This window comes from Flavobacterium cucumis (assembly GCF_900148835.1).
Classification (GTDB): domain Bacteria; phylum Bacteroidota; class Bacteroidia; order Flavobacteriales; family Flavobacteriaceae; genus Flavobacterium; species Flavobacterium cucumis.
Genome location: NZ_FRYK01000005.1, coordinates 13,425 through 38,390 on the forward strand (window position 1 = coordinate 13,425; position 24,966 = coordinate 38,390).

The following is a 24,966-nucleotide window of genomic DNA, read 5'->3' on the forward strand; positions in this document are numbered from 1 at the left end:
ATAATCACGTCATTTTTATAGTATTTTTTTAATTAGGTTTGCTAATTTGATATCCTTTTTTGATTTTGTCTCCTTCAAATTCCCAAATCACCACAAATTTGGCAATCAAAACAAATTCTTTTGGATTTTCAATAGTGGTTACTTTGTGATTGTATCGCACAACAATTGTATTATCTGATTCTATAAAATGGGATATTTCCATGAAAGAATCTACATAATTTTGCTTTAACTCTTTAGCTAAATTTACAATATCAGCTTTGGTCATGATAAGGTTTCCTTGCGAACTGTCCCAATCCAAAATAAAATCATCATGCAAAAGTTCGCTTAAAAAAACAGCATCTCGAATACCGTCTTCTTTGTACAAAAATTCAATTTTCGCTCTATTTGTCATTTTGCTTTAATTTTTCAATGATTTCAGGAATGCGTTTAACGTTAGCCAATTGCTTTAATTTTTCACGCGACTCTTCAATTGGGGTTCCAAAGTAAGTTTTTCCCCCTTCAATTGATTTCGTAACACCCGTTTGCCCCATGACTACCGCTTTTGAACCAATTGTAATTCCACTAGTCGTACCTACTTGTCCCCAAAGTGTTACTTCATCTTCAATAACCACACAACCTGCAATTCCAGTTTGTGAAGCAATCAAACATTTTTTTCCAATCACAGTATCGTGCCCCACATGAACTTGATTGTCAATTTTAGTTCCGGCGCCAATAGTTGTATCACCCGTAACGCCTTTATCAATAGTACAAAGCGCCCCGATGCCAACATTATCTTCAATTACCACTCGCCCACCCGATAACAATTGATCAAATCCTTCTGGACGTTTTTTGTAATAAAATGCATCCGCACCAAGGATTGTTCCTGCGTGAATCATTACGTTATCACCAATTATAGTATTGTCGTAAATCGTTACATTGGCATGAATCAAACAATTTTTACCTATTTGAACATGATGTCCTATAAAACAATTGGGCTGAATAATTGTTCCTTCTCCAATAATCGCTGTATCCGAAATGGATACATGAGAAGCTTGAAAAGGTCTAAAATGTTGGGTGAGTTTATTGAAATCTCTAAAAGGATCATCTGAAATCAATAATGCCTTCCCTTCTGGACAAGCTACTTCTTTATTAATTAAAACAATAGTTGCTGCCGACTGAAGTGCTTTGTCATAATATTTTGGATGGTCTACAAATACAATATCGCCTGGTTCCACGACATGAATTTCATTCATACCATGAACTGGAAAATTGGCATCACCCACAAAATTACAATCGATAATTTGGGCAATATCTTTTAGAGGATAAACTTTTGAAAATTTCATTTAAAATGGATTTGTGTTCAGTCACAGTTTTTTAGTTCTTATCGGAAGCTGCCAACTGCGACTGTAAGCTGAAAACTATTCTTTAACTCTTTCCATGTAGTTACCAGTAGCCGTATCAATTTTGATTTTGTCACCTTCATTGATAAATAACGGAACGTTAACGGTAGCTCCCGTCTCAACTGTTGCAGGTTTTGTAGCATTAGTAGCAGTGTTTCCTTTTACTCCTGGCTCAGCATAAGTAACTTCTAAAACAATAGAAGCAGGCATATCTACTGATAACGGTGCCTCTGTTTCAGCATTAATTTGAATCATTACATTTGTTCCTTCTTTTAATAAATCTGGAGCGTCTAAAACATTTTTATTCAATGTAATTTGTTCAAAAGATTCATTGTTCATAAAGTGAAATTGATCTCCCTCAGCATATAAATATTGAAAAGTATGAGTCTCTACACGAACTTCTTCAATCTTATGTCCAGCTGAAAACGTATTGTCTAAAACTTTACCATTAGTTAATGATTTTAGTTTTGTTCTAACGAAAGCGGGACCTTTCCCTGGTTTTACGTGCAAAAACTCAATGATTTTATAAATATCATTGTTATACTTAATACATAATCCGTTTCTAATATCTGCGGTTGTTGCCATTTTTTTTATTTATGTTTGTTTACTATTTATTATTTTAAATTGAACTGGTATAACCTTTCATAATACCTCGTGATGAATTTCTAATAAAATCTAAAATTTCATCGCGCTCAGTAGTCGCTTCCATTTCAGCTTCGATAATACTAACCGCTTGTGACGTATTGTAATTTTTCTGGTATAAAATTCGGTATATATCTTGAATTTCTCTGATTTTTTCTGTTGAAAAACCTCTTCTTCTTAATCCTACAGAGTTGATACCTACATAAGAAAGGGGCTCTTTAGCCGCTTTTGTGTATGGGGGAACATCTTTACGAACAAGCGAACCTCCTGATATCATAGCGTGATCACCAATAGAAATGAATTGGTGTACGGCAGCTAATCCTCCAATGATAGCAAAATTACCCACAGTAACATGTCCTGCTAAAGCTACACCATTAACAATAATAGCGTTATCCCCAATATGACAATCATGCGCAATATGGGCTGTTGCCATAATTAAACAATTCTTCCCTATTTTTGTTTGTCCAGACGCAATTGTACCTCTGTTGATAGTAACACACTCTCTGATGGTCGTATTATCACCTATTACCGCTAACGATTCTTCTCCTCCAAACTTTAAATCTTGAGGAACAGCAGAAATCACAGCTCCAGGGAAAATATTACAGTTTTTACCAATACGTGCGCCTTCCATTATGGTAACGTTTGAACCAATCCAAGTTCCCTCACCAATCTCAACATTATTGTGTATGGTCGTAAAAGGATCTATTACAACATTTCTTGCTATTTTGGCACCGGGATGCACATACGCTAAAGGTTGATTCATATATTTTAAAATTTACTTTTATAGAACATTAGAAATTTGCTTTTCTCTAAGCAATACTAATTTAATTATTTTACTTTAACTATCTGTGCCATTAATTCTGCCTCTGAAACTAATTTTCCATTGGCATAGGCATAAGCTTGCATATGACAAATTCCTCTTCTAATTGGAGAAATTAAGTCGCATTTAAAAAATAGCGTATCACCAGGTAATACCTTATTTTTAAACTTAACATTATCGATTTTCATGAAATACGTTAAATAATTTTCAGGATCAGGAACGGTGCTTAATATTAAAATACCACCCGTCTGTGCCATAGCTTCAACTTGTAAAACACCAGGCATTACAGGAGCACCAGGAAAATGTCCAATGAAGAAATCTTCGTTCATCGTTACATTCTTTAACCCTACAACATGGGTTTCTGATAATTCCAAAATTTTATCAACTAATAAAAACGGAGGTCTGTGCGGTAATAAATCCATAATCCCATGAATATCCATTACAGGCTCTTTGTTAATATCATATTGAGGTACATTATTACGCTCCTCTAATTTTATAATTTTTGCAATTTTTTTAGCAAACTGAGTGTTCACATAGTGGCCTGGCTTGTTTGCAATAACTTTTCCCTGAATACGAGTTCCTATTAAAGATAAGTCTCCGATTACATCTAATAATTTATGACGGGCAGCCTCGTTTGGAAAATGCAAAGTTAAATTATCCAATATACCATTTTCCTTTACTGAAATCGTATCTTTATTAAAGGCTTTCTTTAAGTTCTCCATCGTTTCTGCAGAAATCTCTTTATCCACATAAACGATAGCATTGTTCAAATCACCTCCTTTGATTAGTCCGTTGTTTAATAAACTTTCTAATTCATGTAAAAAACTAAACGTTCTACAATCTGCAATTTCAGTTTTAAATTCCGTGATGTTTTTCATGGTTGCATTTTGTGTGCCTAAAACTTTAGTACCAAAATCTACCATAGTTGTAACACAGTAGTGATCACTAGGAATAACTGTAATTTCACTTCCTGTAGTCTCATCAACATAAGAGATTACTTCTTTTACAACATAAATCTTACGCTCCGCATCTTGCGATACAATACCTACTTTCTCAATAGCTTCAACAAAATACTTTGATGACCCATCCATGATTGGTAATTCAGAAGCGTTCAATTCAATTATCACATTGTCTAAATCACATCCCACTAAAGCAGCCAAGACATGTTCAGGTGTTTGAATCATTACTCCTCTTTTTTCAAGATTGGTGCCTCGCTGTGTATTAACTACATAATTGGCATCAGCCTCTATTATAGGTTGGCCTTCTAAATCGACTCTTACAAATGTAAAACCGTTGTTTATAGGGGCTGGCTTAAAAGTCATGGTGACTTCTTGACCTGTATGAAGCCCTACTCCAGTTAAGGTTATTTCACTGGCAATGGTTGTTTGTTTAATCATGATTTGGTTTTATTAATTGTTGTTTTTAATTCTTCAAAATCGTTTACAATCTTTGGTAAATTCTTAAAATGGACAAATGATTTAGCAAAATCACCATAATTAAAAGCAGGTGTTCCTTGAACCACTTCTCCATCAGCTAAATTTTTAGCAATGCCTGATTGTGCTTGAATTTTTACATTATCACCAACGGTTATGTGACCTGCAAAACCAACTTGCCCACCAATCATACAATTTTTACCAATTTTAGTAGTACCTGCAATTCCAGTTTGAGCAGCAATCACCGTGTTCTCTCCTATTTCTACATTGTGAGCCACCTGAATATGATTGTCAAGCTTTACGCCTTTTCGTATGATAGTAGCCCCTAAAGTTGCCCTATCAACGGTTGTACAAGCTCCTATTTCCACATCGTCTTCTATGATGACATTTCCAATTTGAGGTACTTTCTTGTAAGTGCCATCTTCTTGTGGTGCAAAACCAAATCCATCAGATCCAATAATAGTTCCCGAATGAAACGTACAATTGTTTCCAATTACGGTTTCGGAATAAATTCGAACGCCAGCAAAGAAAACACAATTATCGCCAATAGTTACGTTATCACCTATGAAGCTATTAGGATAAATTTTAACATTATTTCCAATCGTTACATTCTTTCCAATGTAGCAAAAACTACCCAAGTACATATCAGAACCATAAGTAACCCCCTCCGATATAACAGAAGGTTGTTCGATTCCAGATTTCATTAATTTTACTTGATTGTAATATTCTAACAGTTGAGAAAACGACTGATAAGCATCCTCTACCTTAATTAAGGTAACTGAAATTTCATTCTCAGGTTCAAATGTTTTATTGACAATAGCAATTGTCGCTTGTGTCGTATAAATGTAATTCGTATATTTAGGGTTGGCAAGAAAAGTCAAAGAGCCAACGGTTCCTTCTTCAATTTTAGCCAACTTATAGACTTCTGCATTAGGATTCCCAATCACTTCGCCTTGTAAGATTCCTGCTATTTGAGCTGCTGTAAACTTCATTTATTTGTTTTATTCGATTGAATCAGACCACATGAAACCACTTCATCTTGGCAAAAATATAAAATTTAATTAAAAATGTTAACGTTCTACCAATACTTTTGGAAAACAAATAAAATATTTGGTCACAGGTTTCGATAACGCTTTCAAATGCAATTGGTCAGATGCTTCCACTACATCTTCAATTGTTTTGTCCTTTTTCAAGATACGAATCGGTTCACTAGACTTACTGTAAGCCTGGTTTTTCAACTTTCCTTTGAAAACAAAATATTCCGCTTCTTTCTCAGTAATACCAGTAATAGAAATGTACTTGTTTTTTAAATCTAAAAGCTTCTCTTTTAATGGTTTATCATCACTCATTTGAATCTTTAGTAAATCACGATTCAAAATCATTTTACAAAGCGATTGCAATACAAAATCATCGTGAAATTGCCATGCTTTAATTGCCCCTAAAACATCATAATCATCCAAATAGGAAAACGTATCGAGAACACTTTTATCGAAATCAGTTAGCGAAATTTTATGTTGTAAAAAAAACTGCAATGGCTCACTACAGGGCAACACGATTCCTTTATGCGTTAATTCTTTGGCACGTTTTAAAATTTTAGTCAAAATTAATTCTGCTACAACACTTGTTTTGTGTAAATAAGCCTGCCAATACATCAATCTTCGAGCTACCAAAAACTTTTCAACCGAATAGATCCCTTTTTCTTCAATTACCAAATAATCATCCTGAACATGCATCATTTGTATTAAACGCTCACTATTGATGTTTCCTTCGGCCACTCCGCTGTAAAAACTATCGCGTTTTAAATAATCCATTCGATCCATATCCAACTGACTGGAAATCAATTGCAACATGAATTTCCTGTGGTATTCTCCTTTGAAAACCTGAATTGCTAAGGCTAATTTTCCATCAAATTCTTTGTTTAATTGTTCCATGAACAACAACGACAATTCTTCATGGTGTACTTCTTCCACTATACTATGCTCCATTGCGTGACTGTAGGGACCGTGACCTATATCGTGCAATAAAATCGCAATATACAGCGCATTTTCTTCGTCTTCCGAAATGGAAACTCCTTTAAATTTTAAGGTTTGAACTGCCTTCTGCATGATGTGCATGCAACCCAAAGCATGATGAAAACGTGTATGATGTGCTCCTGGATAAACCAAATAGGACATTCCCATCTGAGAAATTCTACGCAAACGTTGAAAATAAGGGTGCTGAATTAAATCGTAAATTAAACTATTCGGAATGGTGATAAAACCATAAATAGGATCATTAAATATTTTGAGTTTGTTGGTTTGGCTCACAATTTGATAATTTTGATAACAAATGTAGCGATTTTTTACAAAATGTTATCGTTAAAAACTATTGTAAAATTTATACAATATTTAATACAAAACACGTTTAATATACACTAACTTGCACACAAAATAAGATATATGAGTCAAATAAAAATACTTTGGGTAGATGATGAAATTGATTTATTGAAACCACACATCCTTTTTTTAGAAAAGAAAAATTACCACGTAACCACCTGTAATAACGGACAAGATGCTATTGATTTGTTTGAAGAAAACAATTTCGACATTGTTTTTTTAGATGAGAATATGCCCGGTTTAAGTGGTTTGGAAACCCTGTCAGAATTAAAAGAAAAAAAATCTTCCGTTCCAGTGATCATGATTACCAAAAGTGAGGAAGAATATATCATGGAAGAGGCTATCGGTTCTAAAATTGCCGATTATTTGATAAAACCAGTTAATCCCAACCAAATTTTATTGAGTTTAAAGAAGAATCTAGACCATTCTCGCTTGATTTCGGAAAAAACAACTTTAGACTACCAAAAGGAATTCCGAAAAATTGCAATGGATATGGCCATGGTGAATTCCTATGAAGATTGGGTGGAATTATACAAAAAACTATTGTTTTGGGAATTGGAACTGGAAAATATCGAAGACCAAAGCATGGTGGAAATTTTAGAAAGTCAAAAAACAGAAGCAAACGTACAATTTGGAAAATTCATCGAGCGCAATTATGAGGATTGGATTCAAGATCCTGCCGATGCTCCGGTTTTATCACATCAAATTTTTGGTCAATATGTGGCTCCTGAAATTCGTAAAAAAGATAAACCTATTTTATTCGTTGTTATTGATAACTTGCGATACGACCAATGGAAAGCTTTTGAAAGCATTGTGAACAACCACTACAAATTAGAAAAAGAAGTCAGCTACTACTCTATTCTTCCTACTGCAACCCAATACGCTAGGAATGCTATTTTCTCAGGATTATTACCTTTAGACATGGAGAAAAAGTATCCTCAATATTGGAAAAATGATGTTGAAGAGGGAGGTAAAAACTTGTTTGAAGGGGAATTTTTAACCGAACAATTAAAACGTTTGGGGTTAAATATCAAACAAGAATATTACAAAATAACGAATTTTAAAGACGGTAAAAAACTGGCTGAAAATTTCAAAGGACTAAAAAACAACGATTTAACTACGATTGTTTACAATTTTGTTGACATGCTTTCACACGCTAAAACCGAAATGGAAGTCGTGAAAGAATTAGCTGCCGACGATAAAGCGTATCGTTCTTTAACCATGAGTTGGTTTAAAAACTCTCCTTTATTAGACATCATCCAACAAGCACAAAAACAAGGTTTTAGATTAATTTTAACCACAGATCACGGAACTATTAATTGTAAAAATCCATCCAAAGTTATTGGAGATAAAAACACGAGTTTAAACCTACGTTATAAGACAGGAAGAAGCTTAACGTATGAAGACAAAGATGTTTTTGCAATAAAAGACCCAAAAAAAATTGGATTACCCGCACAAAACATGAGCAGCTGTTTTATTTTTGCTAAAAACGATTTATTTTTGGCTTATGTGAACAACTTCAATCATTACGTAAGTTATTACCGAAATACCTACCAACACGGAGGTATTTCCTTAGAAGAAATGATTATTCCGTTTTTAGTTTTAGAGCCGAGGTAAGAGTGTTCCGTATGCAGTAAAAGTTAGCGATAAATATGACGATAATTTACAGTTTAGAAGAAATTAATGCTATAGCCAAAGAGCTTTTGGCTACACCTTTATTAAAAAAAATCATCACGTTTCATGCGCCTATGGGGGCCGGAAAAACGACTTTAATTAAAGAATTGGTAAAAGAATTGGGAGTTAAAGATAATTCAAGTAGCCCAACATTTTCTCTAGTAAACGAATACAGAACTTTTGAAGGTGAAATCGTTTATCATTTTGATTTGTATCGCCTAAATTCAGAGGAAGAAGGATATGATATGGGATTAGACGAATATTTCTATTCGGATAATTGGTGCTTTATCGAATGGCCAGAAAAAACGCCAAATTTAATTCCGTTGGACCATGCTAGTATTACCATAAAAATTCTGCCAAATGGTAAACGTGAATTAACTCTTAAAAATTAAATGCGAAGAAAGTAACTTGAAGCACTATTCTCTTTTTTCATGAATCTATTTCCCAAGTCTAAAATTATTTCTAATTTAGAACCGCAAAAACAAAAGTAATGTCGATATACAGTCCTTTTTCTGCTTCTCAATTGCTTCCACAAGAAGAAAAACTTGAAGTAGCACGTCATAAAAGCGAACTATTCATAGGAATACCAAAGGAAACTTCCTATCAAGAAAGAAGAATTTGCTTAACACCCGACGCAGTTGCTTCGTTAGTTTCACATGGTCATCGTGTGATGTTAGAAGCTGGTGCAGGAGAAACTTCAAGTTATACCGACAAAGAATACAGTGATGCAGGTGCCGAAATCACACAAGACACCAAAAAGGTATTAGGCTGTCCTATGATTTTGAAAGTGGAACCGCCTACTCTTGCCGAAATCGAAATGATGCACCCACAAACCATTGTGATTTCAGCAATTCAATTGAAAACCCAAAGAAAGGAATATTTTGAAGCTCTTGGTAATAAAAGAATTACGGCACTAGCATTCGAATTCATCAAAGATGAAGATGGGTCTTATCCCGCTGTAAAATCGTTATCAGAAATTGCAGGAACGGCTTCAATATTAATTGCATCTGAATTGATGATCGGTGAAAATATTGGAAAAGGATTATTATTTGGGAATATAACAGGAGTACCCCCTACAAAAGTGGTCATCATAGGAGCGGGTACAGTAGCAGAATATGCCGCTAGAACCGCTTTAGGTTTAGGTGCTCATGTCAAAGTTTTTGATAATTCGATTACCAAACTCCGCCGCCTGCAAAATACACTCAACCAAAGAATTTTTACCTCTACCATTCAAGAGAAATCACTTCTGAAAGCATTGAGACGTTGCGACGTGGCAATTGGTGCTATGAAAGGAAAAAACAGAGCACCTGTTGTAGTGACTGAAACAATGGTAGAACACATGAAAAGAGGCGCAATCATTGTAGATGTGAGTATTGATACAGGAGGGTGTTTCGAGACTTCGGAAGTTACGACTCACGAGAAACCTACTTTCATCAAAAACGGAGTCATTCATTACTGTGTACCCAATATCCCTTCCCGATATTCTAAAACGGCTTCGATGTCGATTAGCAACATCATTTCCCCTTTTTTATTGCAAATCGCAGAGGATGGTGGTATTGAAAGCGCTATTCGTTGCAATAGAGGTTTAAAAAACGGAATTTATAGCTATCATGGTTTATTAACCAACAAGGCTATAGCCGATTGGTTTAATTTAGAGTATCGTGATATAAACTTGATAGTTTTTTAATATTTCCCAAAATATATTTCAATTTCAAATAGGCGTTAATTAGTGAAATTGGTGTTGATATTACATCAATTTAATTTACCTATTTATATAATTTAAACTAAATTTGCGGAAATTATATTTGTATGAAATTTCAGTTTCGCTTAGCTTATTATTTGTTTGGCTTATTTTTAGGAGGTGTTTTTGTGATGTGGTTTTTAAAAGCCAAAGCTTCGGATAAAGGAGTTGAATTTTGTTACCTACCCAATTGTCGTGTTTTAAAAGATTTACGCAGCAAATCCTTAGAAATTGATTCACCAGCACAAAAAGCTTTAGATGCAAAATGGGTTAATTTAGAAGATATACGCAACAGTTTACGCTATGGTGATGTAGATTTTTCCAAAAGTAATGAAGCTTATAGAAAAGGTAAAATTTATGTTATTGAAGGCAAAACTTCTAATAATGAAGAAATTACCATTACTATGGTCAATTATACCAATAAAGTCTTGCTTGAAAAGATTGAAAAAAAGTAATTTTTTATTCAAATTTACTTGCAGAAACAAATAATCCTTGTATATTTGCACTCGCAATACAGCAATAGTAATGCACATCTTTAGAGCGATTAGCTCAGCTGGTTCAGAGCATTCCGATACATCGGAAGGGTCGGGGTCAGAAAAATAAAAAATATTGGGGCGATTAGCTCAGCTGGTTCAGAGCATTCCGATACATCGGAAGGGTCGGGGTCAGAAAAATAAAAAATATTGGGGCGATTAGCTCAGCTGGTTCAGAGCACCTCGTTTACACCGAGGGGGTCGGGGGTTCGAACCCCTCATCGCCCACAAAATCCTACTTATAGTAGGATTTTTTTATACGCCAAATTATAATTTATATGCCATACACCGTTTACATCCTCCAGAGTCTTACAAAAGACAAATACTACATTGGCTATACGGCCGACTTAAAAGCACGAATCATTCGTCACAATCAAAAAAATAAAGGTTTTACAGGATCAACTAATGATTGGGTTTTAGTCTATCAAGAAGATTATGATACTCAAAGCGAAGCCATTCAAAGAGAAAAACAAATCAAAAGTTGGAAAAGTAAAATTAAGATCAAAGAATTAATTCAAAAAAAATAGCGATTAGCTCAGCTGGTTCAGAGCATCCCGATTCGTCGGGAGGGTCGGGGGTTCGAACCCCGCTCCTATTTCTATTCCTTTAAAAGAATTTTTATACGCCAAATTATAATTTATATGCCATACACCGTTTACATCCTCCACAGTCTTACAAAAGACAAATATTACATTGGCTATACAGCCGACTTAAATGCACGAATCATTCGTCACAATCAAAAAAGCAAAGGTTTTACAGGATCAACTAATGATTGGGTTTTGGAACACAGATTTTAGAAATTTTAGAAATTTTTAGAATTTTAATTGGGGAGGAATGGTTAAAATTTGGAACGCGGATGATGCGGATTTGCTTTGGCAAAACGCGGTTGGTGACGGATTCGCTAAAGCGAAGAGGATTGGCGCAGATTTTTTGAAACACGGATTCTAAAAATGGAAGTAATTTAAAAAATCATTGCGTTGCTTTGCGTAAATCTTTGAACCCGATAGCTATAGGGATTGCGGTTAAATTGGAACACGGATTGGGGAAATTTTGTGAGCTTTTAAAATTTTAATTTGGGAGGAATGGTTAAAATTTGGGACGCGGATGACACGGATTTAACGGATGGTCGCGGGTTTTTCTTTGGCTTGCTTTGTTCCCGATAGCTATCGGGATTACAGTTAAATAGGGTTCGCTAAAGCGAAGGCTGATAATGGCGGATTTTTTGGAACACGGATTGGAGAAATTTTGGGAATTTTATAAAAAATAGCATTACTGAATCATATAGCAACACCTTTTAATTTTTTGCGAACTAGTGAACTAATCCTATTTTAATTTAGGATTTTTGAATGGTTGTGGTATTATAAAAGTTAACAAATCAACATTTTGTAAAAACAAATTTTTTATCATTTAATATAATATTAATTTGCATATTTGAACTTTCATTAAATAAGGTATGAACTTGCTCTTCTGTATAATAGTCTATTAAAGAAAAATAAGGAGACATTGCTTTTAATTCGTAATTATTTCCTTCTATTTTAATTATTTCAAATACTTTGGTTTTAAAAAATTTCTTCTCATTAAAAACAACTTCTATAAGTCCATACTCTTCAATATATTTTTCAAATTCTTTCTCGTTACTTGTTAAAGAGAACGTTATTAAATCTGGTCCTGGTGATTCTAATTGCTTTTTAAAAGCAATTCTTGAAATACAATTATCTGTCGTTTTACAACTTAAAAATAAAAATATAGATAAAATGCTTATGAATATTTGCTTTTTTTTCATAACCCCTGTTTATTTACATTTTACTACTTGTTTAAAATATTTATGATATACATTTGGCGATAGTAAATAACCATACCAATAACTAAGATGACCTTTAAAATCTAAACTTGTTTTAGTCCAACTTGATGTTTTAATTTGATGAGTTAATGCTTTTCTCTCCCAATTTTCTCTTTCACTTTCACCTAAGTCCTTTTATCTCATCTTTTGAGTTTTCCACAAATTAACGTGGTCGCTGCCATGCTGAACAACTTCATGCTCCCATAAATTAATTAAATCATATCTGTTTTCAACCCAATCTCCTAATACTCTTTTATAAAAATTAAAAGTTAGCTTTCCTGTTTTTGGGTCAAAAGAAGTAGATAATTCGTTAGTAATAGAAACTTTATAAGGATTCGCTATTTTTTTATCCGTAAATTGAGAATAATACATTACGATTGCCTCAGCTACGAAATCAGTCATATTCCTTCCATCTTTTTCGTATTTATCCAAATTACCATTATCAAAATCTTTTTTATCGATAACTCTAATTTCATCTGTCCCGCCTTTACCTAAATACTTTCCAGTTTTTTTATCAAAATAGTCATCGCTTCCCTCACCACTCTCTTGATTACTTTGTCCCTCACGACCAGCATTATCAATAAAATCACCATAACTTACTCTCATCCCATCTGAGTCAATAAATCTCAGTGGACTATTCATAACATAGTTATATGGTGACCATCTACGATATTTTTCAGCCAGCGGGTCAATATTCATCCATCTACCAAGTGCTGGGTCGTAATTCCTAGCTCCATAATCATACATGTTAAGCCCTAGCTCGTCTTGATACTCTTTACCGTTGTATTTATACTTATACTTCTGTAAAAGACCAATATCATAACCTTCATGCTCCAATCCAAAAGGATAATAGTGGTTTTCTTCTAAAATTGAAGATGTGAAATAAGATGTACAATTTGAAAAACCATATCTATTTGGTGGACCACAAGAAACAATTTCCTCATCACCTAAAATACCATTTTTGTCAGTATCAGAATAACTCAATCGGTTATTCCCTAAATGATCAGTATAATTATAAACATAACCGTATTGATTATTTGAATATTTAACATACCCTTCTGCATGAGGAAAGAACTGCAAGTTCCCATTCTCATACTGATAACCCGATTGGTAATGATGTGTGGTTATAACACTGTTCTCGCTCACAATTTTACTCACTTTTTGGCCCGTAGCATTGTAAATGTATTTAATATTTCCAAGAGTACCAAATTGAATCTCCGTTGGCAAATTCAAATGGTTGTATTTGATTAACGTGATGTTCTTATTTTGATCTTTAGTCATGTTGCCATAAGCATCATAGCTATAATCATCATCGGTATTGATTCCATCTTTAAACCCGTCATCGGAAGGATTTCTTGGAAAATCCAATTGATTAAAACAACAAAAAAATCCTAACTTTTAACGGTTAGGATTTCTTGTTTTTACTATTAAAAAAACGGCATTTCTGAATCATATAGCAATGCCGTTTAATTTTTTGCGAACTAGTTAACTAATCCTATTTTAATTTACTTAATGAACTTCTACATCAAAAGAAAGTGTATCAGTAAAAACAGGTGTAACCTTATCGTTAAATTCATAACGAACAATACTTCTGATAGTATTTTTGCCTTTCTTGGTTAAAACCTCTTTTACATCAATTTGGCAAGGTTCAATTTTTTTAGTAACACGCTTGACTTTACCATTATCAATACCTACATTTTCTATAGTAAAACTTTGTTTTGCACTTGGAATATTAGCAACCAAATAAGTATATTTTAATGTGTCACCAACTTTTAAATATTGTTCTTCTTTAATATTAAAGCGCTCCTTGTGTGCAATTGGGTATTGATAAATTTCCATTATCGAATATCCTTCATAGCTTTTCATAATTTCTTGCTCATCAAATCTAACTATAAATGCCTCTAATCCAAACGGGTCAAACATTATATATCTCTTAACTTTCCCATTAGGATAAAATTCAGTAATCTCTTCTGTTATTTTACCATCCTTTCTGTAGCATATTGATTCTAATTCTCCATTATCATAATAATAAAGACATTTTCCTTTTACATGTCCATTAACAAAATTACCTTCAGCTATTTTTATACCGTCTTTGTTATAATTGATAAATCTACCATGCAATATTGTGTCTCCGTTTCTAAGATAATATTCATTTGTTCCTATTAACTGTCCTGAAGAACTGTATTCTTTTAGTACTTCAATTTTTTCGTCTTTAAAATAATAGTAAATTGCTATTAATCCAATTAGTAAAATTATTGTAATTATTATTTTATTTTTATTCTTCATCTTTTTTCGCTCTTTTTTCTTCTCTAATAATTTTCCCGCTATCTCCGTAGTATGTTGTTCTAATTGAGTCGTTTGCTGTTTGTTTTTTCTCTTCTTTATTACCGCTTTCAACAGCTCCAGCTGCCTCATTAGTTGCACCTGCTCCAGCACCAACAGCATCAACTCCATCATTAACCTTATCGATTTGTGTAGGAGCTCCTCCATTAGTCCCTTTGTCTACAGGTCCTTTTCTATTTGTAACTTTACCTAGCTCTCTACCAAGTAATAAATCAATTAAACCTAACATTCCTTTTAAAGTCTATCCATTCCACATCTCTTCCACCTTTCCTTAACTCACTTGGATTTTGATTATTACCCCCGTCAGAAAAGGCAAAACCACCATAACTACCACTTTTATCTTTGTTGTAATCATAAAGTACTTTTCCATTATACGTAATTTGCTTTGTATCACCGTCCATCTGAAACCTATTACCTCTAGCGTCAGAATGCCCCCAATGATGCCCTAAATTAACATAACCCAATTTACTACCTGTACCTTCTTTCCAAGTAACATTTCCTGTAAACTTGTTTAAATACCAGTCAACAGGTTTCATTCCATCAGGGTCAGTAAATCTCATCGGATTATTAAAACAATAAGCATATGTTGACCATCGTCTCATTTGTTCTGCTTTAGGGTCAATATTGTTTCTTCTTCCAATTGCTGGGTCATACATCATCATCCCGTAATCGTAAATATTAAGCCCTAGCTCGTCTTGCAGTTCTTTACCGTTGTATTTATACTGATAATTCCCAGTTTGTCCTGCTGGTAACAAAGCTACGTTATTTCCATTTGCAGGCGGTGTAAATTGATAATGGTCGTTGTTATACGGGGCGTGTTTTAACCCAAATGGGTAGTAATGGCTTTCCTCTAAAATGGTTAACTGCGTTTGTGAAGCTTGGGTTGTAGTGGCATAACTCAAACGGTTGTTCCCCAAATGGTCTTTATATTGGTATACATAATTGTAGGTAGGAACAGCACCACTTACCACATTTACATACCCTTCTGCATGAGGAAAGAACTGCAAGTTCCCATTCTCATACTGATAACCCGATTGGTAATGATGTGTGGTTATAACACTGTTCTCGCTCACAATTTTACTTACTTTTTGGCCCGTAGCATTGTAAATGTATTTAATATTTCCTAAAGTACCAAATTCAATCTCCGTTGGTAAATTCAAATGGTTGTACTTGATTGACGTGATGTTCTTGTTTTGATTTTGGGTTAGGATATCTTGTTTTTACTATTAAAAAAACGGCATATCTGAATCATACATCAATGCCGTTTATTTTTTTGCGAAATAGTTAACTAATCCTATTTTAATTTAGGATTTCTAAATGGTTGTAGTGATTATTCTGAAATTTTTAAATTAAGAGATACCATTTACTTTTAATTCAAAATATTCATTTGTTGTGAGATTAATTTTAATATTCCAATAACATTTACCTCCATCAGCAACATCTACCATCTTATTTTTCCAATCAAAAGGCACTAAATTATTTTCATTATCATATTCATCAAATAATTCACAAAAGGCATTTATATAAATTATTTTTTCACCTTTTTCATTTAGATAGCACAAATATTGTCTGTAATGTTTTTTTAATTCAGACATGTTTTCCTTTTTTAAAAAATGAAATTTCCCTTCATTTATTGCTTTTTCAAGGATTTCATTTACTTTTTCTAATTCAACATTATTTGGTTCAAAGGACTTAAAATCAGAGCCAGTAAACCATTTAACATAAGAGTGGTCTTTAATTATTGTCATTTTTTTATCATCTAAACCAGCTGACCTTTTACTGGAACAGCTAATAACAAAAACAGATAAAAAAATAAAACATAAAATTCTAATTATACTATTTTTCATGAGCTTACATTTTAATTGGGGTAAATAACAAAATTTTTCTAAGTGGGACTTTTTGTTCATCACGAATTATATTTTCTCTATCACGACTGTTAACTTCATCTTTATCACTAAGTACTGCATTACCTTGTCCCGGAATATCAGGGTTTGTTGTAGAAACAGGAGTTTTATCAACTTCCCCTTTAGCATTTGCATCAGCGTGAATTAACTCATGAGCTAAACCAATCTCAGGCGGTCTACCATATGTACCATCTTCATTTTGTATAGAATTTCCCTTTGTACCATCTGCATTATTTGTTGGGTCAAACTTTATTAAACTATCACCATTCTTAGATTTGTATGTAATGTTCTCGTGTCCCTCATCAACAGTCAAAGTAATTCTTTTATCTGATTTTATTAAATCACCAACTAACTTAGTACCTTCGGCAAGATTTTTACCTTCGTTAGCTTTACCATCAATAGTTTTCACTAAATATCCTCCTTTGGTTTCAACTAATTTGATTTTAGAATTTGTAAGCTTTTGTAGACTTGAAGTAAGTTGAGCTTTCTGTTTTCTGTTTTCTGAACTATTTGAGTTTCCTTTAAGAGGAATAAAAATTTCTTTTCCATCTGGGTCAATAGCTATTGTTGGCATGTTTGCAACATATACATATGGACTTAAATTGAAATACTTTTCAGCTTTAGGGTCAATATTCATCCATCTACCTAAAGCAGGGTCGTAATTCCTAGCTCCATAATCGTACATATTAAGCCCTAACTCGTCTTGGTATTCTTTACCATTGTATTTATACTGATAATTTCCATTTTGTCCTGCTGGTAACAAAGCTACGTTATTTCCATTTGCAGGCGGTATAAATTGATAATGGTCGCTGTTATATTGGGCATGTTTTAACCCAAATGGGTAGTAATGGCTTTCCTCTAAAATGGTTAACTGCGTTTGTGAAGCTTGGGTTGTAGTGGCATAACTCAAACGGTTGTTCCCCAAATGGTCTTTATATTGGTATACATAATTGTAGGTAGGAACAGCACCACTTACCACATTTACATACCCTTCCGCATGAGGAAAGAACAGCAAGTTCCCATTCTCATACTGATAACCCGATTGGTAATAATGTGTGGTTATAACACTGTTCTCGCTCACAATTTTACTCACTTTTTGACCCGTAGCATTGTAAATGTATTTAATATTTACAAGAGTACCAAATTGAATCTCCGTTGGCAAATTCAAATGGTTGTACTTGATTAACGTGATGTTCTTGTTTTGATTTTGGGTTAGGATTTCTTGTTTTTACTATTAAAAAAACGGCATTTCTGAATCATACATCAATGCCGTTTATCATTTTGCGAACTAGTTAACTAATCCTATTTTAATTTAGGATTTATAAATAGTATTAATGCTTAATTTAATTCATTACTACTATATAGCTCATCCTTTTAACAATTATTTTTATTCTTTATTGATTTTCAAACTTTTGAATACACAAAAAGTAATCATCACTAAATCTAAAACATTACCCTATTTTTTTTTACCATTTTTTATAATAAAAGGATTTACTATCTCTTTTGCACATAAATAAAAACTTATTTCTTTATCTGGATTTATTACCATATTGTAAAAGTTATTAAAGATTTCCTTCCTTTCATTACTATCTTTTAAAAAAACATAAAAGTTTACTTTATCGTCATAAAGCTGTATTTCTGTTTTATTAAATTCTATTTCATTTTTTATAGCTACATAATAATAAGAAAAAAAGTCCATAAATGAATTTGAAAAATCAATATCACTTTTATCTATTTTTGACATTATAGAATCTAAGTTTTTTAAACACTCAATACTATCGCTTTTAGATATTTCAATATTCATTGTATTTGATATATTATCTAATCTTAAAGGTATCATTTCTTCAAACTTATTAAAATCAATTGATATGTCAACTGTTTGATTTTCAACATCATCTAGCATCTTTTTATAATCGTCTATGGATCTATACAAAATAAAATCTTTTATATATTTATTATAAATAAGATAACCATTACTTGCACTATTATAGTACTTATGTTCGTTATCTTCAGCATTTACTTTACAAGTATAAAACCCTTCCTTTTTAATCAGATTTAAACCTTCTTTTTCGGTTAATATTTTATATTCCATCTTTTTTATAATATTTTTTTGAGCAAAAATAAAATTTGTGGATAATAAAAACACTAAAAACTTGATATATAAATTCATAAATCTAAAACTTTATTTCAGCTCCCCTAAATTGTGGTATACCCACAGGAGGACTTGCTGTTGGTCTTTTTGTATTGTTTGAAATTGTTAATGGCGGTGTAAAATATAGCAAATTGTTACTCATATATGCAACTGCCCATTTTAATGTAACCCTTTTACTTGCTGCATAGGATATAACATCAGGAGAGATTCTTGTATTACTTGTTGTATAAAGAGTTAATATTGACCTACCAGCTCCTCCACCTTCAGTAGAAGTAGCAACTGCATCTATCAAACCTAAAACTTGATATTCTGATGATCCAGTTTCTAAATTAAGCCAACCTGTTACTGCTTTAATCTCATGAAAATGACTATCTTTATGTGAAAATTTTTCAAATAATGTGTAAACATCAATATCAGATACTGCGTCAGGTATTACGTTTTTATATTTACCTCCTGTCCTTGCTGCTCTTTCTTTACTTCCGAATAATTTATTATTTGAATTTAGATTAAGATAATCTAATGCTGCTCTTTCAAAAGCATTACCTGCTTCCATTTTATCAGTAACCCCATTTTTAGCTGCTAAAGCAAATAAATCATCTGTAGAAAAAGGATTTATATCCATACCATTTGGATTTAAACCATGAGCTGCAAAAGCCTGTTCATAAGTTATTACATCTCCATTACTATTAACATATTCTCCTCTATCCCAATCATAACGCTCACCATCAGCTCCGCTAGGGTCTTTCCAAAATACTGGATTATTATCAAAAGTATTGTATGGAGACATATTATGATGAATAACAGGATCTTGGACAACCCAACGAGCAATTGCTGGGTCATATTGTCTCATATCCATGTCGTACATATTAAGCCCCAACTCATCCTGCCATTCATTACCATTTAGCTTGTACTGATAATTCCCACTTTGTCCTGCTGGTAACAAAGCTACGTTATTTCCATTTGCAGGTGGTATAAATTGATAATGGTCGCTGTTATATTGGGCGTGTTTTAACCCAAATGGGTAGTAATGGCTTTCCTCTAAAATGGTTAACTGCGTTTGTGAAGCTTGGGTTGTAGTGGCATAATTCAAACGGTTGTTCCCCAAATGATCTTTATATTGGTAAACATAATTGTAGGCAGGAACAGTTCCACTTACCACATTTACATACCCTTCTGCATGAGGAAAGAACTGCAAGTTCCCATTCTCATACTGATAACCCGATTGGTAATGATGTGTGGTTATAACACTGTTCTCGCTCACAATTTTACTCACTTTTTGACCCGTAGCATTGTAAATGTATTTAATATTTCAAGAGTACCAAATTGAATCTCCGTTGGCAAATTCAAATGGTTGTACCTGATTAACGTGATGTTCTTGTTTTGATTTTGGGTTAGGATTTCTTGTTTTTACTATTAAAAAAACGGCATTTCTGAATTATATAGAAATGCCGTTTAATCTTTTGCGAACTAGTTAACTAATCCTATTTTAATTTAGGCTTTTTGAATGGTTGTATCACTAAATCTTGAGACATTACCAAATTAACTTGAAAAAATCCAATCTTTGTTTTTATAAAAAGCTGCTAAAAACAATAGAAAAAGACTTAAAGAATAATATAAAAACAACGTAAGTATGGAAAGCCATATTCTGGGTACACCATTTAATTTAATGTATGATTCATATACTTTTTTGTAATTGTTATTAGAGTAATAATTGATAAAAATAATTATGCTAAAAAATATTATTGTAATAATTTCATAAATATTATCCTCATTTAAAAATTCAAAACCATCAAATGACCCAATAAAAAAGAATAATGATTGAATATTGAACATCAAACATAGAAAAATAATTAATCCTGATATAAACCATGGAGTATCATTATTACTTTTAGATTTTAATGCTAATGAGTATGTGTGAATATATAATCTTTTGTATAACATAATTCTTTACTTATCTCCAAATTCATTTTCAATGTAATTATAAAATTGGTCACTCCAAATTGCATCGGCTACACCAATTCCTAAGGCAATTCCCCAACCAACACCAGGGATAAATACACTTCCAGCAGCAATTAAAGCAACAGTTCCTCTTGCGCCAGCAGAATAATATCTTTGATTTTGTAATTCTCCTTTTATTTGATAAGCAGTAATTACAACTCCAACAGCTCCCATCGCTTTACCAGTGGCTTTCATAAATTTAGCTTTACCAACTAATTTAGATTGATTGGCAACAGATATTGGAGCATTTTTATAATTGCCTTGCCAATAAGATTGTCCATTAACAAAATATTGACTGCTTCCTGATTTTCTTAAACCTTTTTCAACAGTACTAAAATCAGCACCAAAAAATTGATAACTTTTAAGGTTTAAAGCCCCTCCACCCATAGCTAGTCCACCAGCAATAGAACCGCTAATTGAATAATCAGCGTCATACCAATTTGTATGATGAATATTATAGCTTATTTGGTTGGCTGCACCACTAATTACTGCGTCACTATAACTCCCTGTATTTATATCACCTATAACTGTAACACCTGGCAAATTATTAGCTCCATTTGGCGTTTGATTGAAATCTGTAAAATCACTTGTATGACCAACATACCCTCCATCACTTGTTTCAAATCCATCCGTACGATTATTTGTCCAAGTAGTTACATCGTCAACACTTCTTTTGAACATATCCATAAGAACACTCTTCTCAATCAGTCCTGTTGGGTCTGAAAACATTATTGGATTATTAAAACCAAAACGATATGGTGAAATACCAGGTGCCATCTCAGCCAATCTATCCATCCCATTAAATCTACCTATTGCACTATCATATTGCCTAAAGTCCATTGCTGTAACATTAAGCCCTAGCTCGTCTTGGTATTCTTTTCCGTTGTACTTATACTGATAATTTCCATTTTGTCCTGCTGGTAACAAAGCTACGTTATTTCCATTTGCAGGCGGTATAAATTGATATTGGTTGTTGTTATACGGGGCGTGTTTTAACCCAAATGGGTAGTAATGGCTTTCTTCTAAAATGGTTAACTGCGTTTGTGAAGCTTGGGTTGTAGTGGCATAACTCAAACGGTTGTTCCCCAAATGATCTTTATATTGGTATACATAATTGTAGGTAGGAACAGCACCACTTACCACATTTACATACCCCTCCACATGAGGAAAGAACTGCAAGTTTCCATTCTCATACTGATACCCCGATTGGTAATGATGTGTGGTTATAACACTGTTCTCACTCACAATTTTACTCACTTTTTGGCCCGTAGCATTGTAAATGTATTTAATATTTCCTAAAGTACCAAATTGAATCTCCGTTGGCAAATTCAAATGATTGTACTTGATTAACGTGAATATTTAGTTGGGATTTCTTGTTTTTACTATTAAAAAAACGGCATTTCTGAATCATACATCAATGCCGTTTATTTTTTTTGCGAACTAGTGAACTAATACTATTTTAATTTAGGAATTTTGAATGGTTGTATGACTAATTCTGATACACAAGGTTTCATTTTTTATCATTTTCTTTGATTTGAGCTCTTTAAACATAAAAAAAGATGAACTATATAGCTCATCTTTTTTACAATTATTTTTATTTTTTTATTGATTATCAATTTGTTAAATATACATTTAGCACTCATCACTAAATCTGAAACATTATCTATTTATTCATACCTATAAGGTTTTGTCTTTTTTTCTAATATAAATTTTTTGTTTTTTATTTTATAAATCCAAAACGAAGCCATCGTATCGCCTATAAATTGTTCTTTTATATAATACTCTTTAAAATCTTCGGTCTTCAAATTATCAAAAAAATATTCCTTTTTTCCAACCTTATCTCGAACATCATAAATATGTACAGGATTGTTTTTATATCGAAAACTACCCATATAAATGGGGTTTTGTGTTAACGCTAAACTTTTAATCCCTAATCTACTTTCTAAACTTTCAAAACTATTATCTGCGAAGAAATCAGTAGCGTAAAAAGGAATTCTCCCTATAATAGCAAGGGTGTCATTTTTTTTCCTAAAAAATGCTATTTCATAAGATTGCTTAGACAAATAAAAACTGTCTTTGTCCACTTTCTGTCTTAATTTATTTGCCGCTGCATATTCGTTCAAAATACGATCAAGGGAATGGGAAACATACCGAGGCGTTTTTTCGATTGCCGTTTTTTTACAACTTATTATCATAATGGTTATTAATAAAAACGCTATACATTTTTTCATACTTATTGAACTGTTATCTCTAATAAATTAAGCAGTAACAAAATTTATTATCTTTATTAAAACTAAAAAGGACCTCCCATGCTCATGACTACTTTTCTAACCAAATTCGAAATGCCGGAGTGTTACTTTGACTTACTATTACATGTTCTTTATATCCGAGAACTTTTACGGACAACGAATTTTTAGAGTAACGTTCAATCCGTTCTAAATATCGTTTAGCTACGATCTCGCCCCTATTTATCTTATAAAAAGCGTTTGGATCGAGTTGGGTTTCAATTGCTTTTAAAGTAGTTTCATGCAACAAATGTTTTTTTCCTGCAGTATCATACGCAAAAACTACGCCATCTTCGGCTAAAAAAAGGGTTATATTTTCGGTATCCAAAAAATACATACCCGTATTGGTTTGTATGATAAACCTTTTCTTAAATGCGACTTCGGATGGTTTGAACTGTAACAATTCCGATAATTTTAAGGTAATCGCAACATCATGAGTGGTTCGCAACTTTAAAAACTTTTGCCATGCCATTTCAAAACGTTCAAAAGAAAAAGGCTTTAATAAGTAGGCAATTCCATTGGTCTCAAAAGCATTCATCCAAAACTGATCATAAGCGGTAGTAAAAATTATCGGGCAATGGATTTCTACTTGGCTGTATATTTCAAAGGCCTGACCGTCTAACAATTCAATATCCGAAAAAATAAGATCCACTTCGGTTTTTTTTAAGAATGCAATAGCATTCGCTACAGTATCGATTTCCCCAACAATTTGAACCGATTCTTCCAAATCATTTAGAAAGCGTACCAATTTTTTTCTGGCCGGAATTTCATCTTCAATCAAGAGTACTTTAATCATGCTTACTGTTATTTAGGATGGGAATGGTTACTAAAAATTGCGTTTCTTCTTGCTTAATTTGAATTTCATGATCACACAACAACATATATTGTGTACTTAAATTTTTTAGCGCTTTACCTGAAACTAGTTTGGAATTCATTTTTGGTTTAAGCGGGTTAGATACCTGTATATTGGTATCGATTTCGATTCGAATTTTAATCGGGCTTTCCAATGAACCTACGTTATGCTTTATGGCATTTTCCAGTAAAAGTTGAAGGGTCATCGGAACAATAGAACCCGACTTGTTTTTAATGACAAACTCTAGTAAATAGGCATTGCCAAATTTCTGTTGCATCAAATGAAAATATTTTTGAGCAAATGCAATTTCCTCCTCCAATGGAATAAGTTTTTTGTCCGACACTTCTAAAACAAAACGATACAGTTCAGCAAAATTATTTAAAAAATCGGAAGCCATAGTTTTATCTTCCGCTATCAATTGGTCCAATACATTTAAATTATTGAATAAAAAATGAGGATTAATTTGACTTTTCAACTGTAAAATCTTGCTCTCTGCTAACGCTTGATTGTATTGCGATAGTGCTTCTTGTTGCACTATATTGTTATTGTAATAAAAGTACGTCAAATAAAAACTACCATAAATCAAAGCATTTAGGGCATACATAAACAAATTTAATACTAATGTTGTCGCATTAAAATTGCGATCAAAAGTATCAAATATAAGGGCGACGATTACACCTAAAAACAACATTGCTACATAGTAGATCAGCGTGGAAGCAAACAAAACATAAACCAGCTTTTTCAATCCAATAAATACTGATTTTTTCCATTTAGTAAGCAAATAACGTATGATTAAAAACAAGAAACAAGCACTTAAAAATTGGGCAACAGCCGCTTCAGGGGTAAAAAGATAAACATCAAATTCATTGCGATGTAAAAAACGCTCCTGAACGGATTGCACATAAGCAAAAAGCAAAACGAACGATAAAAAGTAACGATGCGTCTTTATTTTAGAAAGTAATTTTTGCATAAATTGTAAGTCTCATTGGGTACA

General features: G+C 32.9%; 26 protein-coding genes and 1 tRNA gene. 7 read left to right on the forward strand and 20 right to left on the reverse strand.

Going from position 1 to position 24,966, the window contains the following annotated elements:
- Positions 1-28 precede the first annotated feature (28 nt).
- From BUE95_RS11435 to BUE95_RS11465, 7 genes are all read right to left on the reverse strand, one after another.
- Positions 29-391 carry a nuclear transport factor 2 family protein gene (locus BUE95_RS11435; RefSeq protein WP_073584627.1) on the reverse strand — a complete coding sequence of 121 codons (363 nt, stop codon included), beginning with the start codon at positions 389-391 and terminating at the stop codon, positions 29-31.
- Positions 381-1,322: a UDP-3-O-(3-hydroxymyristoyl)glucosamine N-acyltransferase gene (locus BUE95_RS11440; protein ID WP_073584629.1), complete on the reverse strand. Its 942-nt coding sequence runs from the start codon at positions 1,320-1,322 to the stop codon at positions 381-383. Before BUE95_RS11440 ends, BUE95_RS11435 begins: the two co-directional genes overlap by 11 nt.
- 75 nt (positions 1,323-1,397) lie before the next feature.
- Positions 1,398-1,964, reverse strand: coding sequence for an elongation factor P (gene efp, locus BUE95_RS11445; protein ID WP_073584631.1), 567 nt, complete (start codon positions 1,962-1,964; stop codon positions 1,398-1,400).
- Between the two features lie 34 nt (positions 1,965-1,998).
- A complete protein-coding gene (gene lpxA / locus BUE95_RS11450; RefSeq protein WP_073584633.1) occupies positions 1,999-2,784 on the reverse strand; it encodes an acyl-ACP--UDP-N-acetylglucosamine O-acyltransferase in 786 nt (261 codons plus the stop codon).
- A 65-nt stretch (positions 2,785-2,849) separates the two neighbouring features.
- Complete coding sequence (locus BUE95_RS11455) at positions 2,850-4,238, reverse strand: bifunctional UDP-3-O-[3-hydroxymyristoyl] N-acetylglucosamine deacetylase/3-hydroxyacyl-ACP dehydratase (RefSeq protein ID WP_073584637.1); 1,389 nt, start codon at positions 4,236-4,238, stop codon at positions 2,850-2,852.
- Complete coding sequence (gene lpxD, locus BUE95_RS11460) at positions 4,235-5,266, reverse strand: UDP-3-O-(3-hydroxymyristoyl)glucosamine N-acyltransferase (RefSeq protein WP_073584641.1); 1,032 nt, start codon at positions 5,264-5,266, stop codon at positions 4,235-4,237. Before lpxD ends, BUE95_RS11455 begins: the two co-directional genes overlap by 4 nt.
- Positions 5,267-5,344: 78 nt before the next feature.
- Positions 5,345-6,580, reverse strand: coding sequence for an HD domain-containing protein (locus BUE95_RS11465; RefSeq protein WP_073584644.1), 1,236 nt, complete (start codon positions 6,578-6,580; stop codon positions 5,345-5,347).
- 132 nt (positions 6,581-6,712) lie between these two features.
- On the opposite strand from BUE95_RS11465, the gene porX reads away from it, so the two are divergent.
- The 7 genes from porX (at position 6,713) to BUE95_RS11505 (ending at position 11,394) form a co-directional block, all read left to right on the forward strand.
- Complete coding sequence (gene porX / locus BUE95_RS11470; protein ID WP_073584647.1) at positions 6,713-8,266, forward strand: T9SS response regulator signal transducer PorX; 1,554 nt, start codon at positions 6,713-6,715, stop codon at positions 8,264-8,266.
- Positions 8,267-8,301: 35 nt separating this feature from the next.
- Positions 8,302-8,715: a tRNA (adenosine(37)-N6)-threonylcarbamoyltransferase complex ATPase subunit type 1 TsaE gene (gene tsaE, locus BUE95_RS11475; protein ID WP_073584649.1), complete on the forward strand. Its 414-nt coding sequence runs from the start codon at positions 8,302-8,304 to the stop codon at positions 8,713-8,715.
- A gap of 98 nt (positions 8,716-8,813) precedes the next feature.
- Positions 8,814-10,010 (forward strand): alanine dehydrogenase, encoded by a 1,197-nt coding sequence (locus BUE95_RS11480; RefSeq protein WP_073584651.1) that lies wholly within the window; start codon positions 8,814-8,816, stop codon positions 10,008-10,010.
- Between the two features lie 122 nt (positions 10,011-10,132).
- Positions 10,133-10,519 (forward strand): DUF4258 domain-containing protein, encoded by a 387-nt coding sequence (locus BUE95_RS11485; protein WP_073584653.1) that lies wholly within the window; start codon positions 10,133-10,135, stop codon positions 10,517-10,519.
- Between the two features lie 231 nt (positions 10,520-10,750).
- Positions 10,751-10,825, forward strand: a tRNA-Val gene (locus BUE95_RS11490).
- A 50-nt stretch (positions 10,826-10,875) separates the two neighbouring features.
- Positions 10,876-11,124 carry a GIY-YIG nuclease family protein gene (locus BUE95_RS11495; RefSeq protein WP_073584655.1) on the forward strand — a complete coding sequence of 83 codons (249 nt, stop codon included), beginning with the start codon at positions 10,876-10,878 and terminating at the stop codon, positions 11,122-11,124.
- Between the two features lie 114 nt (positions 11,125-11,238).
- Positions 11,239-11,394, forward strand: a complete 156-nt coding sequence (locus tag BUE95_RS11505) for a GIY-YIG nuclease family protein (RefSeq protein ID WP_084530291.1) — start codon at positions 11,239-11,241, stop codon at positions 11,392-11,394.
- Positions 11,395-11,972: 578 nt separating this feature from the next.
- Here BUE95_RS11505 and BUE95_RS11510 read toward each other — a convergent pair.
- From BUE95_RS11510 to BUE95_RS11575, 13 genes are all read right to left on the reverse strand, one after another.
- Positions 11,973-12,380, reverse strand: coding sequence for a hypothetical protein (locus tag BUE95_RS11510; protein WP_073584657.1), 408 nt, complete (start codon positions 12,378-12,380; stop codon positions 11,973-11,975).
- A gap of 192 nt (positions 12,381-12,572) precedes the next feature.
- Complete coding sequence (locus BUE95_RS11515; RefSeq protein WP_073584659.1) at positions 12,573-13,805, reverse strand: RHS repeat domain-containing protein; 1,233 nt, start codon at positions 13,803-13,805, stop codon at positions 12,573-12,575.
- Between the two features lie 141 nt (positions 13,806-13,946).
- Positions 13,947-14,723: a toxin-antitoxin system YwqK family antitoxin gene (locus BUE95_RS11520; protein ID WP_073584661.1), complete on the reverse strand. Its 777-nt coding sequence runs from the start codon at positions 14,721-14,723 to the stop codon at positions 13,947-13,949.
- Positions 14,713-15,009: a hypothetical protein gene (locus tag BUE95_RS11525; protein WP_073584663.1), complete on the reverse strand. Its 297-nt coding sequence runs from the start codon at positions 15,007-15,009 to the stop codon at positions 14,713-14,715. Before BUE95_RS11525 ends, BUE95_RS11520 begins: the two co-directional genes overlap by 11 nt.
- A complete protein-coding gene (locus BUE95_RS11530; protein ID WP_073584665.1) occupies positions 14,993-15,940 on the reverse strand; it encodes an RHS repeat protein in 948 nt (315 codons plus the stop codon). The genes BUE95_RS11525 and BUE95_RS11530 overlap by 17 nt, the downstream gene beginning before the upstream one ends.
- Positions 15,941-16,129: 189 nt before the next feature.
- Positions 16,130-16,627: a hypothetical protein gene (locus BUE95_RS11535; RefSeq protein ID WP_073584667.1), complete on the reverse strand. Its 498-nt coding sequence runs from the start codon at positions 16,625-16,627 to the stop codon at positions 16,130-16,132.
- A gap of 4 nt (positions 16,628-16,631) precedes the next feature.
- Complete coding sequence (locus BUE95_RS13830) at positions 16,632-17,846, reverse strand: RHS repeat-associated core domain-containing protein (protein WP_073584669.1); 1,215 nt, start codon at positions 17,844-17,846, stop codon at positions 16,632-16,634.
- A gap of 294 nt (positions 17,847-18,140) precedes the next feature.
- On the reverse strand, positions 18,141-18,854 hold the full coding sequence (locus BUE95_RS11545) for a hypothetical protein (protein WP_143165287.1): 714 nt from the start codon (positions 18,852-18,854) through the stop codon (positions 18,141-18,143).
- A gap of 4 nt (positions 18,855-18,858) precedes the next feature.
- Complete coding sequence (locus BUE95_RS11550; RefSeq protein WP_073584673.1) at positions 18,859-20,109, reverse strand: RHS repeat-associated core domain-containing protein; 1,251 nt, start codon at positions 20,107-20,109, stop codon at positions 18,859-18,861.
- A gap of 674 nt (positions 20,110-20,783) precedes the next feature.
- Positions 20,784-22,160: an RHS repeat protein gene (locus tag BUE95_RS11560; RefSeq protein ID WP_073584677.1), complete on the reverse strand. Its 1,377-nt coding sequence runs from the start codon at positions 22,158-22,160 to the stop codon at positions 20,784-20,786.
- Between the two features lie 341 nt (positions 22,161-22,501).
- On the reverse strand, positions 22,502-23,065 hold the full coding sequence (locus BUE95_RS11565) for a hypothetical protein (RefSeq protein ID WP_143165288.1): 564 nt from the start codon (positions 23,063-23,065) through the stop codon (positions 22,502-22,504).
- A gap of 88 nt (positions 23,066-23,153) precedes the next feature.
- Entirely contained in the window at positions 23,154-23,915 is a 762-nt protein-coding gene (locus tag BUE95_RS11570; protein ID WP_073584681.1) for a LytR/AlgR family response regulator transcription factor, read from the reverse strand.
- Entirely contained in the window at positions 23,908-24,942 is a 1,035-nt protein-coding gene (locus BUE95_RS11575) for a sensor histidine kinase (protein WP_073584683.1), read from the reverse strand. Before BUE95_RS11575 ends, BUE95_RS11570 begins: the two co-directional genes overlap by 8 nt.
- Positions 24,943-24,966 lie beyond the last annotated feature (24 nt).